At 36.4% G+C, this 19,395-nt stretch carries 5 protein-coding genes; 2 read left to right on the top strand and 3 right to left on the bottom strand.

Annotation, left to right across the window (positions count from 1 at the left end; translation table 11 throughout):
• Positions 1–89 precede the first annotated feature (89 nt).
• The 3 genes from HMPREF2801_RS05025 to HMPREF2801_RS05015 all read right to left on the bottom strand — a co-directional run bounded on the left by HMPREF2801_RS05025 (position 90) and on the right by HMPREF2801_RS05015 (position 5,650).
• The gene (locus tag HMPREF2801_RS05025; protein WP_070610946.1) at positions 90–1,130 is read right to left on the bottom strand and encodes a ribonucleotide-diphosphate reductase subunit beta; all 1,041 of its coding nucleotides are present in this window, start codon (positions 1,128–1,130) and stop codon (positions 90–92) included.
• A gap of 18 nt (positions 1,131–1,148) precedes the next feature.
• Positions 1,149–3,677, bottom strand: coding sequence for a ribonucleoside-diphosphate reductase subunit alpha (locus tag HMPREF2801_RS05020; protein ID WP_070610944.1), 2,529 nt, complete (start codon positions 3,675–3,677; stop codon positions 1,149–1,151).
• A gap of 212 nt (positions 3,678–3,889) precedes the next feature.
• Positions 3,890–5,650 carry a copper amine oxidase N-terminal domain-containing protein gene (locus HMPREF2801_RS05015; RefSeq protein WP_070610941.1) on the bottom strand — a complete coding sequence of 587 codons (1,761 nt, stop codon included), beginning with the start codon at positions 5,648–5,650 and terminating at the stop codon, positions 3,890–3,892.
• Positions 5,651–6,296: 646 nt separating this feature from the next.
• Between HMPREF2801_RS05015 and HMPREF2801_RS05010 the strand changes: the two genes are divergently transcribed.
• Positions 6,297–13,280, top strand: a complete 6,984-nt coding sequence (locus HMPREF2801_RS05010) for an InlB B-repeat-containing protein (RefSeq protein ID WP_070610940.1) — start codon at positions 6,297–6,299, stop codon at positions 13,278–13,280.
• 24 nt (positions 13,281–13,304) lie between these two features.
• Positions 13,305–19,328 carry an InlB B-repeat-containing protein gene (locus HMPREF2801_RS09475; RefSeq protein WP_070610938.1) on the top strand — a complete coding sequence of 2,008 codons (6,024 nt, stop codon included), beginning with the start codon at positions 13,305–13,307 and terminating at the stop codon, positions 19,326–19,328.
• Positions 19,329–19,395 lie beyond the last annotated feature (67 nt).

Here is a 19,395-nt window from a genome sequence, read left to right as displayed (position 1 = left end):
TATCCTCCTAATTTTATTGGGATGAATTATGTAGCTTAAAATTTTTAATTAAAAAACCGGATACAAGATCCGGCTAAAATTTATTGCTATTAAAGGTCGTCTTCGATTACAGAAGATTTTGAATAAGCAGATGGCTTTGCTTCAAAAAAGTCTGTCTTAATTTGATTTGGATCGGAGTATTCGCTGACCCACTTCATAGATTCAGGCTCTTCAGTGTTCTCTTCAAAGAGATTTCCAAAACCTAAATTTCTTGAACGCAAGTTGCCAAGATACATAATGTAGTCTTGGATCATTTTTTCATTTAGACCTCTAATTTCATCGCCTATGACATACTTACCCCAAGAGATTTCTTCTTCAACACCTTTTTTAAGCATCTCTTTATATTTTTTTATATTTTCATCAGTAAATATTTCTGGATTTTCCTTTTTCATTTCAAGAATAATACTTCTAAAGAGCCAAAGGTGAGTGTTCTCGTCTCTGTTGATGTATCTTATTTCAGAAACTGTGCCAGGCATCTTGCCCATTCTGCCAAGATTGTAGAAGAAGGAGAAGCCTGAGTAGAAATAAATTCCCTCCAAAATATAATTTGCAATAAGGGCCTTCATGAAGTTGTCAATATTTTCATCTTCATAAAAATCTTGGTATTGGTCGCCAATAAATTTATTTCTCTTTAAGAGGACTTCGTCGTCCTTATATTGGTAGAGGATTTCTTCCCTCTCTTCAGGAGAGCAAATTGTGTCCAAAATATAGGAATAAGATTGAGAGTGAATGGACTCTTGATAACCTTGGATTGATAGGCACAAATTTATTTCATTTGCCGTTACATAGGATTGAAGTTTTGGAATTTGTGCAGTTTGTAGTGAATCAAGATAAATAAGAAAAGACAAAATTTTGTCGTAGGCAGTCTTTTCGTGGACATCTAAAAGCCTATAGTCCTTTACATCTTGGGAAAGATTGATTTCTTCTGGTATCCAAAAATTATTCATGGCTTGGCGATACCAGTCGCTCGTCCAGCTATACTTAAGGTTGTTAAAATCATTTAAGTTTGTTGTGTTTCCGTTAATAACTCTTCTCTTAGATGTTTCAATGTCTCCCTTTTCGTTAAAGAGACCTCTCTTTGAAAGTTTCATAATTCCTCCTATTATAATTTATGACGCACAGTAGTCGCAGTCTTCAACTTCTAGCGACTTGCTTCTGACATAGTAAACTGACTTTATCTTTTCCTTAGCGGCTTTGATGTAGAGATTTAAAATTTTTCTCATTGTAAAGTCTGTAGTTATATAAAAATTAATTGATTGAGACTGGTCAATGTGCCTTTGACGAATGGCAGCAGCTTCAATTACAAAATTTTGGTCTAGCTCGTGAGCATTTTCATAAAGCCAAAAGGTTTGTGGAGTCAAATCTGGAGCAACTCTAGGTAGGATTGAGCCCTTCTTTTCTTCCAAGAAGTACCTATTCATAACTGGGTCAACGCCAGCAGTAGTTGCAGATATAATTGAAGTTGAACCTGTTGGAGCTATTGCTATTATATAACCATTTCTAAGCCCATTATTTTTTACATCTTCCCTAAGTCTATTCCACTTGTCATCCTTGTAGTCTCTGAGGTCAAAATACTCGCCGCTTTGCCAATCAGAGCCTTCAAAGAAGTCGTAAGAGCCTTTTTCTTTTGCAATCTCCATGGAGGCAGTGATGGCATGATAATTTATCCTCTCGTAAACATCATCTGCCCACTTCAAGTGGTCTTCTATATCAGAAAATGCCATGCCAGCTTTTACAAGGGCGTGATGATAACCAGATGTGCCAAGCCCAATGGACCTGTATTTCCTATTTGTTACCTTGGCATAAGGTATTGGATAGTAATTCAAGTCGATTACATTATCAAGGGCCCTTACTGTTGTGGCAACAATGTCCTTTAAGCCTTGGTCGTCCTCTAGGTCAATATTGCCAAGGACAAGGGAGGCAAGGTTACATACAACAAAGTCGCCTGGTCTTGTCTTTGTGACAATAATTTCTTCGCCGTCAATATTTTCTATACTTGTGTCAAGAGTTTCAATGGCAGACATATTTTGCATGATTTCTGTGCAAAGGTTGGAAGAATAAATCATGCCCTTGTGCTTATTTGGATTCATTTCATTGACATTGTCCCTGTAAAAGGCAAAAGGAGTTCCCGTTTCTGTAAGAGACTTTATAATAAGTCTCACTAAGTCTTTGACGCTCATTTCACGCCTAGAAATATTCTTATCTGCAATACATTCCCTATATTTTTCTTCCCATTCCTTGCCGTAAAAATCTTCAAGAGAATAACCCTTCTTCTCCAAAATTTCATGAGGATCAAACATATACCAAGGAGCGTTGATGTCCTTTTCTGCAAGTTCAAAGAATAGATTTGGATAGCAAATGGCAGGGAAGATGTCATGTGCCTTCATTCTGTCGTCGCCATTATTGGTCCTAAGTTGCAAAAATTCTGGAATGTCCTTGTGCCAAGCATCTAAATAACAGGCAACAGAGCCTTGACGAACACCAAGTTGGTCAACAGCGACAGCAGTATCGTTGGCAAGCTTAATCCACCTTATTACTCCACCAGCAACGCCCTTAAAGCCCCTTATGTCTGAGCCAGTTGCACGAACCTTGCCAAAGTAAAGACCCATTCCGCCGCCATGTTTTGAGATTTGTGCAAAATTATCAATAGATCGATAAATTCCCTTTAAAGTGTCTGGCACTGTGTCAATAAAGCAAGAAGAAAGCTGGTTATAAGGCTTTCTCGCATTGGACATAGTTGGAGTTGCAACTGTGACCTTTAGCGTGGAATAGATGTCGTAAAATTTCTTTGCCCAGTAAATTTTATTTTTTTCAGGTATGGCAAGGTGCATGGCTATGCCCATGAACATCTCTTGGATGCTTTCCACAAACCTGCCGTCATGACTTCTTATGACATATCTCTTAATGAGAAGGTCAAGACCAGAATAATTTAAAAGCTGATTTCTTGAATTATCAATATAATTTTCAAGCTCTAAAATTTCCTCGCGAGAATAATTTTCCAAAATATATTTTCCGTAGAGATTTTTTTCAGTTAAAAATTTAATTTTTTCGTAGAAATTATTTATATTGATGTCGCGCAAATTTTCTGCAATTTTCTTTTCCAAATCATAATTTAAAAATAGGGCAGCAATAAACTCCCACTTAGGTGAGTCCTTGTCAGTTAGTTCACTGGCAGCCTTTATGATTTCAGAAAGATAGGCATCTTGACTTTGATCCTTTTTCACAAAAGATTCAAACTTCTTGTATAAATTTTCCAGCTCGTATTTCTTTGGGTCGTAATTTTTTCTGACAAACTTTAAAACCTTAAGGACATTTTCGTCTGTAATAAAATTAGCAAACTTGTCCAAAATTTGTCTTTCTTCAGAATGTCTATTTCTGTAAAGGATGTAGGCCTTTACAACTTCGATTTCCTTCTCGTCGATTAGCTTTAGCTCAACTAGATCCTGAATTTCCTCAACAGTGGGAGGATTCTTGGGATCATAATTTTCCAAAAGCCTATCTTTGATGTCGAGAGCATAATTATTTATGACCTTGTCATCGTAAACCTTACCTACAGAATCAAAGGCCTTTTCAATGGCATTTTTTATCTTCAAATGGTCAAAAGTAACCTCTCTCTTGTCTCTTTTTAATATTTTCATGAATCCCCCATATAGTATAATTTTTTATAATTTTATTCTAAATACTACTATATATTATCATAAAGAATAGTTTATAAGTAGTCTAATTCTGAAATATAAAAAATTTAGTTTCCATGAAAAATTTTTCTCAAGCTGAGAAAATATAGATGGAAATTTTTTATGACAAAAAAATCCCAAGAGCCTGTGCCCTTGGGATAACTTTTTCTTTAAACTTATTTAATTACTGAAAATAAAATTTTTGCTGCTTTTTCTGCAGATTTTTCTGTCTTTTCAGCAACTTTTTCTTCTTTAACTTCTTTATCTTCCTTCTTGTCAGCTTCCTTTGCTTCTTCCTTGTCGTCACCTAAAAGATCTTCCATTTCCTTTTTAACTAGGTCTTGGTATTTCTTTAAAAGTTCAGGATTTTTGTCAAGGTCAGCCTTTGCTGCAAGAATTTTATCAAGTTCTTCGCCTTCATAAAGTTCTTTTAAAGTTTTTACAACTTCTTCGTCTTTAAGGTCAGACTTCATAGAAGCAAGCATCTTATAATTTTCTTCTTTTTCAATTTGAAGAAGCTTGTCTGCAAGTTCTTTTTCAGTGATGTTAAAGATGTCAACTATTGGCATTCCTTCGTTTGCATCGTATTTAACCTTGTAGCCAAAAGCTTCTGAAACAAATCTTACTGGGATGTAAGTTCTGTCTTTGATAATAGTTGCAGGTGAATCAAGGGCAACTTCTTTGCCATTTACAAGAGCTTTGTTAGCACCAATTGTAAGGACAATCTTGTCACTACCCTTAGTAACAGTTACAGTCTTGTCCTTTCCATTCCAATCAACTTTAGCGCCGATTTTTTCGTAGAAAGTACGAGCTCCAAGCATAGTTCTGTCATTGATAATTTGTGGAAGAGCCTCCATATCATCAAAAGTGATGTCTTCTCCATTTACCCTAACAGTAACAAAGTTTGTATTCATTTCTGGCATTATTAACTTTAAATATTCGTCCATAGTTAATTTCTTAACTGAAGTTGGGAAATTAATTTTTACAGTTTCATCCTTAACTGTATCAACATTTCCCTTAACAGAAACTTTTACGAATTCAGCAAAGTTAAATGTAAGAGCAAGTTCTTGTTTACATTTATTTTCTTCAAAAGTAGTTTTTTCAGAAAGACTTGACCCTTTAATAGTTTCTTTGATTCCCTTAGCAGCTTCCTTTAAATCTTCTGCCTTGTATTCCTTGTTAAGTTCTTTGAAATCTTTCTTTTCTTCTTCACCTAATGGAAGACCAGCCTTGTCAACAATTTTAAGAGCGCTTGTTGAAACAGCGTCCCAATTTTTCATAATGCTATCAGCATATTTGATGAATTCATCGATAACAGCATCACTTGTAGTGTTTAAAGTGTAAGTGTTGCCTTCAACCTTGTAGTCAATTCCTTGCTTAATTTCTTTAGAAGCAGTGTTCATTAAATCTAATAAATCAGTTTTAAATTCTTCAGAGCTAAAATATTTAGTAGCCTTTGGTGAAAGACCATTTTCTTCATTGGCAATTGAGATGTAGTCTTCCTTTATGTCCTTAAGTCCATCTCCAGCTAGGGCGAAGATGTCCTTTGACATAATAACTTCATTATCTTTTACAAAGATATCCATTTTAATTTTGTCAGGCACATCTTTGTTAAGACTTGCAATTTCTTCGTCTGAACCAGCCTTTTTAGCAATGAGTTCTTTAAACTTTGAGAAGTCCATGTTCATAACAACATGAGCTTTGTCTCTTCCCATTTGTTCGCCAGTAAGACTTACAGGGAAATTAATTTTTTCAGTTTCTCCACTTTCAGGATCTTTAACTTCAACATTGTATTCAAGCTTTCCTGAAACTTTTGAGCCCTTCCAGTCTGCAACCTTTTGGGCTGAGTCTAGGTAAGATGTCGTGTTTGCACTGCAAGCGCCAAGAGTCATGGCAGCTACAAGTACAAGTAAAATAGCTAAAATTTTCTTTTTCATAAATACCTCCTATTTTTTTCATTGTATTACAAAAGAAAAAGCTTTTCAAATTAAAAACTTATTACAAAAACCCATAAAATGCTAGAAAATTCCTTAACATTATTTCCGTGAAACTTGCTTAAAAAATTAATAGCTTTTAAATTTTTGTGGTGACTTTAAAATTAAAGCTTAGCAAAATTTTTTGTGTCGCCTTTGTTCTTACAAGGCATAAAAAATTTTGTGTCGCTTTTGTTTTTACAAGGCATAAAAATTTTGTGTCGTCTTTAAAATTACAATTCATAAAAATTTTTTAAATCGAAAGCTTTTTAACAGTAAAACAATTTTTATAGTGTATATACTTTATATCCACACTATAGCCCCGGCAAATAAATTTGTCAAGCCTTTAATTTTATTTTCCAAATAAAAACACAAGAAAGACTAGCTTTTAAAGTTAAAAAAAATTTGCAAATCATAGCTAAACAAGAAAAGAGAGTGAAAAAAATTTCATTCTCTTTTCTTTATGGTGAAAAATGAAAAAAAATACAGGAATAAACATTTTCTTCATTCTATTTTAGGTGGATTTATAGTATAATCCAAGTATAGATTATTATTTCAATATACAAATTTTAATTTTAAAATATTTCGATAAAAACTAAGGAGTGAAGATATGAAAAATTATTTGAAAAGAACTACAACATTTATATTAGCCCTACTAATGTTATTGTCGGTTCCATTACAGGCTTTTGCCGAGGTTAATTATGACAATCTAGCCGGCGACAAGGCTAAGATTATTAATAAGCTTAAACCTGTTAAGCCTGCAAAACCAGAAGCTGGCAAAACGGCAGAGGATTTAATAAAGGATCCAGACCAGCCAGAGATTTATACCCTACGCACAGACTACAAGGTGCAAAGAGGGGATAAGTATGAAGTTGATTACCAACCCTATATTGCCAGTGTAGGTGAAGCTGCAACGGAAGAAGAAAAGGCCAAGGTCAATCAAACAGTTAAACTTCCGGACCTTACAGGCTACGAAAAACCGGATGACGATTATTTAATTACTTACGACAAGGTGAAGAATGCCGGAAATAATGGCAGTCAAGAATTCCGTTACAAATCCAAGGCCAACGCCATTACAATCAAACACGTTTTCCAAGACTTGCATGATTTTACAAAGTACACCAACCCCGACGGAAGTGTTGGAGAAGAAGGACAACTTATTACCACTCAAAATGGTAACACAGGCTCAACTATGGAAGTCAGTCCTTTGAATGATAATCATCCTAATAGAAAGGGCTTTGTTCCGGAAGCACCTTTTATCACCATGCAAGTTCCGGAAAATGCCGAAAACTTTGTCTTGGAATACCGCTATAACCGCGCCCATTACGATGTCAAATTTGACACCAAAGGCGGCACACCAGTTCCGGCTCGTACACTTTATTATGAACAAATTATTCCTAAAATTGCCGATAAATCTATCCCTACAAAAGTAGGCGGTATATTCCAAGGTTGGAAGCCATCTATAACATTAGAAACAACAGACGGAAAAACCTATCAAGCAAATGAAATCATCAAATATCCAAGTGGCAACTCTATTAATAATCTAGCTGCTAATCTAAAAATGCCTGCCGAAAATGTTACCTTTACAGCAGTATGGAAAGACAAACCCAAGGCGGAATATGTCATCCAATTTTGGACTGAAAAGACGGATTACGATGACAAAGATAATACCCTACCATTGCGTGATTGCTACGACTTTATCGGCGCAAGAAGAATAGATGATGCCGACACCGGTTCTACTCCGGATCTTACAAACTTAGATACCCACGGAATCACCTTCCCCGACTTAAATGACGGACGCTTGGAAAAGGCTCAAGATGATAAAAAAGAATTTGAAAGATATTACTTTTTAAATGAAGACTTGACTAAAAAGCAAAACGCATCTGAAGACAATCCTGAAATACAAAAAACTGTATCATCTACAGGAGAAACGGTCTACAATGTCTACTACGACCGCAGAGTCTATACCCTTTACTTTACAGCTGCTAATGAACTGGCATTTGATAATGCCGGTAGCTTCTGGCCGATTATAACAAGAGATGGACAAATAATAGGGCAAGAAGGATCTCCTTATAAAGTAGATGTTCGCTTCAACCAAAGCTTGGATAAAATATGGCCAAAGGATGAGGAAGTTTCAAATCTTCCGCCTGATAGTAGCGAAGAAGGTGTAGACATCGGCCTAATAGGCTGGATAATTAACAATAACGCGGGTGAACAAATTTATCGTGACACTCCACCTTATCGTTTAAGCGCAGAAGATTTTATAGATGCTGAAGATGTAATGAGTGAAGAAGAATTTTATGGAGATGGTCACGCAGATCAAATACCTATAGGAGAAAATAAAACAAAAGCTAGGGACAAATATGAGATTTCCATTGGATCGACATCCTGGGAAAAATCCGTTGTCCACCACATTGATATTATAAAGGACGACTTTGATGGCAAGGAACAAATCGATTATGACCTGTCCTATTGGAAGAGCGATACGAATGCAATTGGAGCTGATGGGTATCCCTTCATTTTGCCACATCTTCAAGGTTTTACCCTTAAACAAGAGACAAGGGAAGCAGAATGGATAGGACTAGAAAAAGGTACGGGTAAATGGGACCCACAAAAAACTTTTGATGAATTAAATACGGAGAGAAATAAGAAAACGCCTTTTAGAAGCGACGCCGACAAGATCGAATACATCGATAAATTTCCTTGGGGCACAAAATCCTTTAATGGTATAAATGCCTACAATTATGCAAACTACTCCCGTAACAAGTACAAGTTAAAGTTGAACGACGATCCAAAGACAGTAAAAAATGACAGCGAATATGGTGAGGGCAATATTATAGAGGTGCCTTATGAATTGCCATTAAATGATTTAAAGCTCGATGCGACACACAAACCCGAAAAACCGAATTGGGTACGTGATGATTGGAGCTTCTTAGGCTGGGCACTGGATCCCGCCGGCGACAACCTGGTAAAAGACGGAAAAGAAACTAAACTTCATTATGACCAAGTTCTCTACGCCAAATGGGGCGAACCTGACTATAAGTGGAAGGTTATCTTTGACCCAAATGAAGGTAGTTTAAGATCAATCGATGAAAACAAATTAACCACAGAACGCAAGACCATAAAAGAAGGCGATATTGGTCAAGAAATAGAAACAACTTATCCTATAAAAGAAGCTAATCAAGATGGTAAGCAAGTATTCACTGTAATTCAAAAACAAAGACTTATAGAACCTAAATTTAAGCCTGTAAGAAAGGGCTACGACTTTATGGGTTGGGAAATAATTCGCTATATAAAGGATGAAGATGGTAACTATACAGATGAAATCGACAACTCATATCGCGAGACTTACAAAGTGCCGGAGCTTTACTCCTTTGGCAATGATGTTGTATCTCCAATATATCTAAAGGCAATTTGGGTGCCAAATGCAAGAGTGGACGTAGAGGTTCTTCACTATTATTTAGACAAGGACTATAACTTAGATAAAAGCATAAGTCCTAATCCCGATTCGGATACGCTGGAAAACAAACGTGCCGACTATTTAGTAGCAACAACCGGAGACAGACAAGACGACAAATATACCCTTGTACCTCATGACGAGCTTAATGAGAAATTAACCGGCGATTTGAAGACGATATACGAAGAATATAATAATCGCGTAGGACTAAACAACTCTTTCTTCCAAACTTTTAGAGTTGAACCGGCAGAGATTCCGAATCCTGAGGATTCTGAAAAAATGATTCCTAATCCGGACGTTAAAAACAATGTCTTTAAATTCTTTTACAGGCCATACAGACATAGAGAATACAAGGTCAACTATATAGACGAAAGCTTTAAAGGCAAAGAAAACGAAAAAGCCGGAGCCATTATAGACCAAGAACTAGTTGTAAATGGCAACCGCCACTATGACGCAAGAAACTACAGACCGATCCCAGGTTGGGTTTTAACAAGCCCACCACAACAACAATTATTCTTCGACGTTGATGAAAAAACAAATGAATTATTAGGCATCAACGGAACGGGCAAAGATGAGATTACCTTCTATTATAAGGACGTAAGAGTAATAGAAGTACCGGAAGGTGGAAAGACACCGGAAGGTTATGTAAGAGTAACCTTTAAGGCAGACAAGGGAGGTTCCTTTACGGACAACACCGGAAAATCTGTAACAGAACTTCACTATGATGTAATAAAGGGACTTAAATCAGACCTACTACCAGTTCCAGAAGAATTGGGAACAAAGGCTGACGGAACACCTAATGATAAGGTTGAAGGAAAGTACTATATCACTCCGGAAACTGGAAAGAAATTTACTAAATGGGATGAAAAACCGTTATTAAACAAGAACACAATAGTTGATAATGATACAAATGACTTCTATGTATTTACAGCGAAATTTGAATGGTCAGGCTTAACGGCAAAGGGAATGGTACGCACCGAAGCTTTTAAAGATCCTAATGGCAAGTGGACTAACGACTTTGCCCCAACGATTGCTCAATTAAAAGCACAACTTGAATGGAGAGAAAAGGACGAGGTAAAACCACTTCCGGCAGGAACAGAAATAAAATTATTTGACGAAGCCGGCAATGAATTAACAACAGACGATCAAGTATATGAATTAGTAAATGAAAAGAAAGCTGCCGACAAAGACGAAGTCGTTCGCACAGTAAATGTCAAGGCTAAAGTTACTTTCACAGATGGCAAAGAACCGCAAGAACTAACTATACCGATTACAGTTTACAAAAACGTCTACGAAGCCCTTAACAAGGAAGGCGACAAACCGCTATTCTTAAAGGAAGCTGAAGGCAAAAAAGCTGAAGAAGGCGGATTACAAGACGTGACCGGCGACTATGTCATGGTTACGATAAAGGCAAGCAAAGACTTTAACGCTAAAGACGATAAAATTTACTATGTAAATAAAAATGCATGGGTGGAAATTCCAGAAGTTAAAACTGAAGGTTCATCAACATTTGTCAATTGGACAGCAGATAAAGCTGCACAAAACGAAGGACAAGTAGAAAACGGAATCTTTGATTTTGGAAAACGACACAAGTTTACTGAAAATACAGTTATAAGTCCAAGCGATGCTAATGATGTAGTAGAACAAAAACAAGGCGAAGACAAGCCAAAAGTACCTGATACTTTTGTAAAAGTTATAGTTAAAACAACTGACAAAGCAACAGATGAAACAGCATTTGAAAAAACATTCTGGGTTAACCCAACTATGGAAGTTACTATTGATGTAACAAATCCGACAGGAAAAACTGTAGCTGCAGATCCTGCAAATATTGGAGCAGTTGGTTACACAATGAATTTCTCTAAGTGGGAAACAGAAGACAAGGCAAAAACTTGGTTAGATAAGATAGTAGGAAAATTTGAAAATGATACTACAATCATTGCAAAATATTCTGTAACACCTGAAGTGATAAAAGACCAAGTCCCAACAACAGATACAGTTCACACACCACAAGGAAAGACACCGACAGTAGACGAAATCAAAGATAAGATTACTCCACCTGAAGGAAAAACTATTAAGACAGTAACAATAGTTGAAAATCCGGATGTAAATAATCCCGGAAACAGTACGGCAAAAGTAATTGTTGAATACACTGACGGTTCAAGCGTTGGAACTCAAACAAATCCGATAGAAGTTCCTGTAGAAGTTCACGAAAAGATTGTACCTGCTAATCCAGATGGCACTAAACCTGAAAAAGCACTTGAAAATTATGTAAAAGTAATCTTTAAAGCAGGCACAGGTGGAACAGTATCAGGCGACTTAGTTTACTATGTATCACCTGAAGTAGAAGTCGACATGACTGACTCAGCTGGTAAGATTACAAAAACTCCAAGTGTTGGATACTTTGCAAACGGCGAAAACTGGACTAACAAAGATCAAAAAGCTTTGAAAGGCACATTTGCTGATCCGGAAACAGAATTTGTATTTAACTTTGACAAGTCAGAAGATATAGTAGAAAAAACAAGCGACGACGTGAAAAAACCTGAAGGCTATGTTACCGTCAAATTTATCGCTGGAGATAATGGCGAAGTTGTCGGCGGCAATAAAACTTATTACGTTAACCCCGAAGCAAATATCAAACTAGTTGATAAAGATAAGGCAACACAAGGCGCTACTAATGAGTTAATTGTTCCAGAAGCAAAGGCAAATGATAATTACGGATTTACCGGCTGGGTTGAAGAAATTGACTACGATAATCCCATCAAGGGCGATCGTGAACACGTAGCAAAATTCACCTTAGGGAAAATCACCCTAACCTATGATGCAGGTGGAGCTGAAGGAACAGTTCCGGATGCAGTTACAGTAGACCATGGAACAAGCATAAGACTTGCAAGACCAGAAGGACTAACAAAAGACAATGCTACATTTGCCGGCTGGAAGATAGGAGACGAAACTTATCAAGCAGGCGACCAAGTGACATTAAATGAAAACACAACAGCCACAGCCCAATGGACAACAGACAAACATAAAGTAGTGTTTGACACAGATGGTGGTTCAGAAGCTCCAGCAACTCAAGAAGTAGAACACAATGGACACGCAACAAAGCCAACTACTGATCCTACAAAAGAAAACTTTGTATTCTTAGGCTGGAAAGAAAATGCAAATGATAAAAATTATTTTGATTTTGAAAATAAACCTATCGATAAAGATTTAGTCCTATATGCACAATGGACAAATGCAGTTCAAGAGATTACTGATACTGATACTATTGATACAGAAAAATTCATCAAAGTAACTTTCAAAGAAGGCGACCATGGTAAATTAAAACTTGCTGACACAGAACAAAAAAGTCCAGTAACTTACAAAGTAGCAAAAGACTTAACATTCGACAAAGCTCAACAAGCAGGACTAGAAGTTCCAGAAATTGCCCCAGCAAAATACTACAAAGCAAAAGCAGAAAACTCTGGTTGGAATCAAGCACTTGACTTAACACTTGAAGAAGGTCAAACAGAAAAAATCTTTACAGCACTCTACGAACCAGAAGCAGACGTAATACCAGTAGAACCTGGAAAGACAGATACACAAATTGAAGAAGAAAAACCAGAGGGCATGGTATTAGTAACATTTAAAGTATCAGATGATAACAAATTCTACCTTGTAGGCAATGCAAAATACTATGTCAAGAAAGAAACAGAAGTTAGAATTCCTACACCAGTAGTTTTAGAGAAAAACATTGATGATGTCTTTAAAGGCTGGCAAGATGTAAATATTGTTAACGAACCACTTGATCCAAATACTACTGACCCTAATGCAACAAAAATACAATTGGTAAAACAAAGCTTCTCTGAAGACACAGTTATATCCGACCAAGGTGTGACAGAACTTAAACTTGTAATAGACATTCCAAGAGCAGGAGAAAAAATAGTTTATATAAAAGAACTATCAAATGGAGCAACAGGTAAACTTGAAGTTATAAGTGGTAGCGGAAGTAAAACTTACGACAATACAACTTATACTAGAAGAAGAAAAACTTCTAATGTATTTAAGCTAGACTCTTCAGTACAATCTGGCGATATTTTAAAATATTGGGCAGAAGATGGTTCTAGAAGATCTCTTCCAAGAGAAGATTCGGTAGAATAGGGAAGAAGGAGTGAGCATAGTATAATGAAAAGAAAAATATTGACAGGGTTTTTAGCTCTAGTATTAGTATTGCAAGCTTTTATACCAAGCTTTGCATACGCATTAGAGGAAAAACCCAAAGATAACAAATTAATAACAAAAAAACTTGAATCATCAGATTCAAACTTTATAACAATTGGAAAGCTAAAAGGAGTGGGATTCTCTAAAGACAATCCCACTGCATCTATTTCCATAGAAGGAGTAGAAGAAAAAAACCACAAAGATACAGCCACTTTAGATGGGCTGGAAATAGGCGATGAAATAATTCCTCAAGCATTAAGGAGCCCTAAGTCCCCTTACATCGAAGGTCAACAACCGGCTGATTCCGAGAAGCCAAAGTATTGGGCAAATGTACAGGGAACACTTACAACAGTAGGTCTTGACGGTGGAAGCTTTGATTGGAATAAAGTACTGGGTCAAGGGGCAAAGGTAAAGCTTTTGTTTACCCAAACAAATGGCAACGTAATGACTGGTGTAAGATTTTATCTGGAAGTAGATAAAGACGGAACCTACACTTGGTCAAATAGCGATGACAATCCAACCTACCTACCTCTATATGATGTAGATGGAAATCCCTATACCTATAATGTCCAAATACAAAGAAACTTTAGTGAAAATGTTCAACTTATTATCCAAGAAAGTAACGGTACACCGGGTGTATCATGGAGACCGGAAGGGGACAAACAAGTTGCAACTATATCTTTCCTAGATATTAATATTCAACAAGTAGCTTCTACAAAATTTGTATCTGAATGGCACACAAGCCTTGCTGAAGCAGACAGACCTCAAATTGAAGGTTACTTCGAGGTTGATACTGATGTAGACAATGACTTTAACTTCCCTAAAAATGACACAACAAGAACAATATTAAGATCTAGTTTTGTAGAAAATTTTGATGAAGATGAAGTTAATGGCCCATGGTCCTTCTTACCTTCTGAACTTGAAACAACTCCAAAGACAGTAGAAGTTAAAACCGACACACAAGGATTAACTTTTGAAGAAAATAATGGAGTTAAAACTGTCACATCAGGCGACCACAAGTTTAAATATGACTTCAACTACGATGTTATAGAAGGCGGAAAGCTTTCTATGACGGAAATTATCTCCGTTACATTTGATGCTAACGGTGGTAAGTTTGCTTCTATTACAGAAGAAGGCGCAGACCAAAAGATTGTAAAAGAAGTTGACTATGAAGGCACTTTAACTGATAAAGCAGAAGACCCAACAAGAGAAGGAAAAACTTTTAAGGGTTGGTCATTAACTAAAGACGGAGCTATTGCTACTGATGCTGATTTTGCAAACATCAAAGAAGCCAAGACCTTCTATGCTATTTGGGAAAATAACGATATAAAAGCGGAAGAACTTACTGTATTTGAATCTTTTAACAATGGAACAGAATATGTCAATGACTTTATTCCTACACTTGATACCTTAAAAGGACAAGTAGAGATTAAGGATGCAAATGGAGTTTATCAAGAATTAAAAGATGGCGACAGCCTTCAAATATTAGATGATAGTGGAAATCTAATTGCTGATGATGATCTAAAAGTTAAATTATACGATAAATTAAAAGAAGATCCAGCAACAGAAGTTTCAAGAAATCTTACTTTAAAAGCAAAAGTAAACTTTGCCGATGGCACAAGCCAAACAGTAGATATTCCTATTAAGGTCATCAAAAACATCTACGAAGGAACTTCTACGGGTGGTAAACCTAGCTATGTACCAGAAAATTATGTAAAAGTAACTGTCGACCCAACAGATAAGGCTCAAGATCCACAAAAGACTTACTACTATGTAAATCCAGCTGCCAAGGTTGTAATACCAGGAACAGACCCAACAGGAACAGATGGCAATGTATTTACTAAATGGACAATGAAGGCAGATACAGCCACAGGTGATGGTGCAGATTATAACTTGTCAGCCAGACATCAATTTACAGAAGCATCTACAATCACAGCACAATACTCAAAAGATGTAATTCCACAAGAGGGGGATACAAAACCTGAAGGAGTACCAGATAATTTTGTAAAAGTAACTTTTGTACCAACAGACAATGGTACTATGGAAGGTGCTAAGATTTTCTGGGTAAATCCAGCTGTAGAAGTAACAATTCCAGTAAATAATCCAGTAGGAAAAACACACTACACATTTAAAGAATGGAAGATGGGAGCAAATGCAGATGGAGCAGTTTATACTCCAAGCACTCCAACAAAGTTTACTGATACAAATGGAACAACAATCACAGCGACTTATAAAGAATCAGATAATATAATCCCTTACGACCCAAGTGTGCCAGACCCAATGGTTAGACCAGAAGGCTATGTAAGAGTAACTTTCGCAGCAGATCCAGGACTAAAACTAACAGAATCTAAAGCCTACTATGTAAAGGCAAATGCAGGTATAACTTTAAAAACAATTAAAGATGATGCAACAAAAGGATATCCAACTTATGAAGAAGAAACAGGTTATAAGTTTAAAGAGTGGGATAAAGAAGATTCCCTTGTAATTGAAGCTGCTGACATTGTAGTAACAGCAAAAGCAACAACTTTAGACGATGTTGTTCCAAAGGACAATCCACAAGGCGGAGAAAATGACAAACCGGCCGGTTATATCTCAGTAACTTTTAAGACAACCGACAAGGCCGGAAGCATAGAAAAAGTTGTATATATTAATCCAAATAAAGCTGTTGCATTAGAAGGTCAAGCACCTGAAGTAAATCCAATTACAGGATATGAATTCGCTGATTGGGATCGACCTATTAAAGAAAAAATTCAATATAAAGACAATGACGTAATTACAGCACAATTTAACAAAATTGGTGATGTAGTTCCGGGAGATAAGGATCAACCGGCAGGTTACGTTAAAGTAATATTTGATAAGGGCGAGCATGGAGAATTATCAGGCACAACAAGTTATTGGGTAAAACCAGAAGTCGAAGTAACTGTTGAAGCTCCAAGTGTAAAAGCTAATATTGGTTATAAGTTTACAAATTGGGATAAAGAAACAACATTAACTGCTAAAACGACAGATACAGAAATTAAAATCACAGCAAAATACGAAAAGCTTGATGACATTATCCCGTCAACTGATGAAAATGGAAAGCCAAATACCAAACCCGAAGGTTATGTAACAGTTACTTTTGACAAGGGTGACCACGGAAAAGAAATAACAGGACAAACAGTTTACTATGTAAATCCAAAAGCAGACCCAGCAAAAACTTTAGGCGACACATTAATAGTTAAACCAGAAGTAAAAGCAGAAGTTGGCTATAAGTTTACTGGCTGGGACACTAAAGATGAGTTTGAAATAAAAGATAACAAAACAGTTATTGCGCAATATGAAATAATTGACGATGTAATTCCTAAGGAGAATCCACAAGGTGGAGAAAACGAAAAACCAGAGGGATATATCACAGTAACATTCGACAAGGGTGCTAATGGAGAATTAGAAGGAAATACTGTTTTCTATATCAATCCAAATAAAGCAGTTGTACTTGAAGGCAAAGCTCCTACAATAAAACCTAATACTGGATACACTTCAGCTGGTTGGGACACAAGCATTAACAAAGCTATTCAATATAAAGACGGCGATAAAATTACTGCTCTTTATAACGAACTTGGCGATGTAATTCCACAAGAAAAAACTGACGGCTCAGATAAGCCAGCAGGATATTTAACAGTAACCTTCCTTGATGGCGGTCATGGAACATTGACAGGAAAAACTGTTTACTATGTAAAACCTGATAAAGAAGTAACAGTACCTGCACCAACAGTCACTCCAAATGTTGGTTGGAAACAAAAAGACGGAGAACAAGCTTGGGACAGTAAATTAACTAGAACATTTACAGATGAAAATACAACTATCACAGCCCAGTATGATCCACTAGAAAATGTAATCCCAGGAGACCAAACAAAACCTGATGGATATTTCACAGTAACATTTAAGGCTGAAAATGGTTCACTAACAGGCACTACAGTTTACTATGTAAAGCCTAATGTTGAAGTTGATTTAACAAACACAGCAGATGGAATTACTAAAAATCCAAAAGTAGGTTATACTGCAGAAGGTGGCACTTGGAGTCCTGCAATTACTAAGCAACAATATACAGCAAATGAAACTTACACATTTAATTTTGTAAAACTTGATGATGTAATTCCTAAAGATAATCCACAAGGCGGAGAAAATATAAAACCAGATGGATATGTAATTGTTGAGTTTATAGCAGATGCAAATGGAAGTATTGTAGGTGGAAATAAGACTTACTATGTAAACCCAACTAAAGGCATTAAGGTTGGTTCAACAGAACTTCCAATTCCTACAACAACACCAAATGACAACTACAAATTTGATAAATGGTTAGAAAATATTGACCAAAATGAAGTAATTACCACTGACAAGAAATATGTAGCGACTTTCAAGATTAATAAAGTTACTATGACTTACAAGGCTGATGATAAAACTTCTGGAACAGTTCCAGCAGCATTATCCTATGAAATTGGAACAGAAATTACTATTGCTGGTGGAAACGACCTAAAGAAAGATAATGCTGTATTAACAGGTTGGAAGATAGGCGAAAAAACTTATAAGCCAGGAGAAAAATTTACAATTAATGCAGATACAACTGCAACAGCTATATGGGAAGCTGGTCTACACACTGTAAACTTTGATACCGTTGGTGGAACTCATATCGATTCACAACAAGTAAAGCATGAAGAATTAATAACACCAGTTGGAAATCCTGAAAAAGATGGATATTTCTTTGTAGGATGGAAAATCAAAGGTACAGATAAAGTTTTTGACCCAACTAAGGACAAAGTTACAGAAGACATTACTCTTGTAGCTCAATATTCAAAAGATATTATTCCTCAAACGGGAGATAATAAGCCTGAAGGAGTACCTGATAGTTTTGTATTAGTAGAATTTAAAGAAGGAACTAATGGTACACTTACAGGAACTACAAAATACTGGGTTAATCCTACAGCTGGAAAGAAACTTTCTGATATAGTTCATCCAAGTGTAACGGCAAATGAAGGATGGAAGCATACAGGCTGGGATAAGACTGAAGATACAGAAATTAATAATGCGTTGGAAGTTACAGCTAAATATCTAAAGAAGGTATTGACAGAACAACCGACAGAAAATGTAGAAAAGTATGTAAAGGTAGAATTTAAGCAAGGTGAACATGGTACAATAGCTGATGCCGAAACAAGCGCTTACTGGGTATTAAAGGATGAAGCAGTAACACTTACACCACCAATAGTAAATCCAAATACAGGCTATGCACAAAAGACTGGCGATGAAGCTTGGTCACCAAGGCTTAAAACATCGTATAGCACAGACACTGAACATGTTGCACAATATGATTACAATGGAAAAGATGTAATTCCTCAACCAGGATCTGAAAAACCAGACAATGTGCCAGATAATTTTGTCCTAGTAGAATTTAAGCCAGGGGACCACGGAAGTATTGCTTCTACAGAAACGGTTAAATATTGGGTAAATCCTACAAAACTTGTTACTTTAACACCTCCAACAGTAACACCATATGCTGGATATGAACAAGAGAAAGGCTTAGGTGCATGGGATAAATATCTAAGAGATATGTTTACTGAAGATACAGTAATAACTGCACAATACAGAAAACTTGAAGAACCTTGTCCACCACCAACACCGGATAAGCCAGATGATCCTTATTATCCAGAAAGGCCAGACTATCCTTATTATCCAGAAAGACCATACTATCCACTTCGTCCAGAAGTTAGATATGAAACAATAATCCAAGAAAAAGTTGTCAAAGTGCCAATAATTGACAATGCTTATTTCAAAGAAGTAAGGTATATGCAAGGTTTTATGGGAGACTTTAGACCTAAGGATGGTTTAACTCGTGCTGAAGTGCGCAAATTCTTGCCAACGCTCTTGTTGAAGACGGCTACAAGTACAATGCAAACTTCAAACTTCCTTACAAGGACATTGGAGAAGCTTGGTACACTAGAGCTGTCAAGATTGTAACTGAAGCTAATGTATTTGAAGGTTATGACGATGGCAACTTCAAGCCACAAGATAAGATTACAAGAAA

The organism is Peptoniphilus sp. HMSC062D09, assembly GCF_001811425.1.
GTDB lineage: Bacteria > Bacillota > Clostridia > Tissierellales > Peptoniphilaceae > Peptoniphilus_A.
The sequence above is the reverse complement of the archived record's forward strand: the minus strand, read 5'-3'. Positions and strand labels throughout refer to the sequence as shown.

Excerpts from the sequence above, each read along its gene's own strand:
- HMPREF2801_RS05015 (WP_070610941.1), bottom strand. The coding sequence starts at position 5,650 with ATGAAAAAGAAAATTTTAGCTATTTTACTTGTACTTGTAGCTGCCATG.
- HMPREF2801_RS05010 (WP_070610940.1), top strand. The coding sequence starts at position 6,297 with ATGAAAAATTATTTGAAAAGAACTACAACATTTATATTAGCCCTACTA.
- HMPREF2801_RS05025 (WP_070610946.1), bottom strand. The coding sequence starts at position 1,130 with ATGAAACTTTCAAAGAGAGGTCTCTTTAACGAAAAGGGAGACATTGAA.
- HMPREF2801_RS05020 (WP_070610944.1), bottom strand. The coding sequence starts at position 3,677 with ATGAAAATATTAAAAAGAGACAAGAGAGAGGTTACTTTTGACCATTTG.
- HMPREF2801_RS09475 (WP_070610938.1), top strand. The coding sequence starts at position 13,305 with ATGAAAAGAAAAATATTGACAGGGTTTTTAGCTCTAGTATTAGTATTG.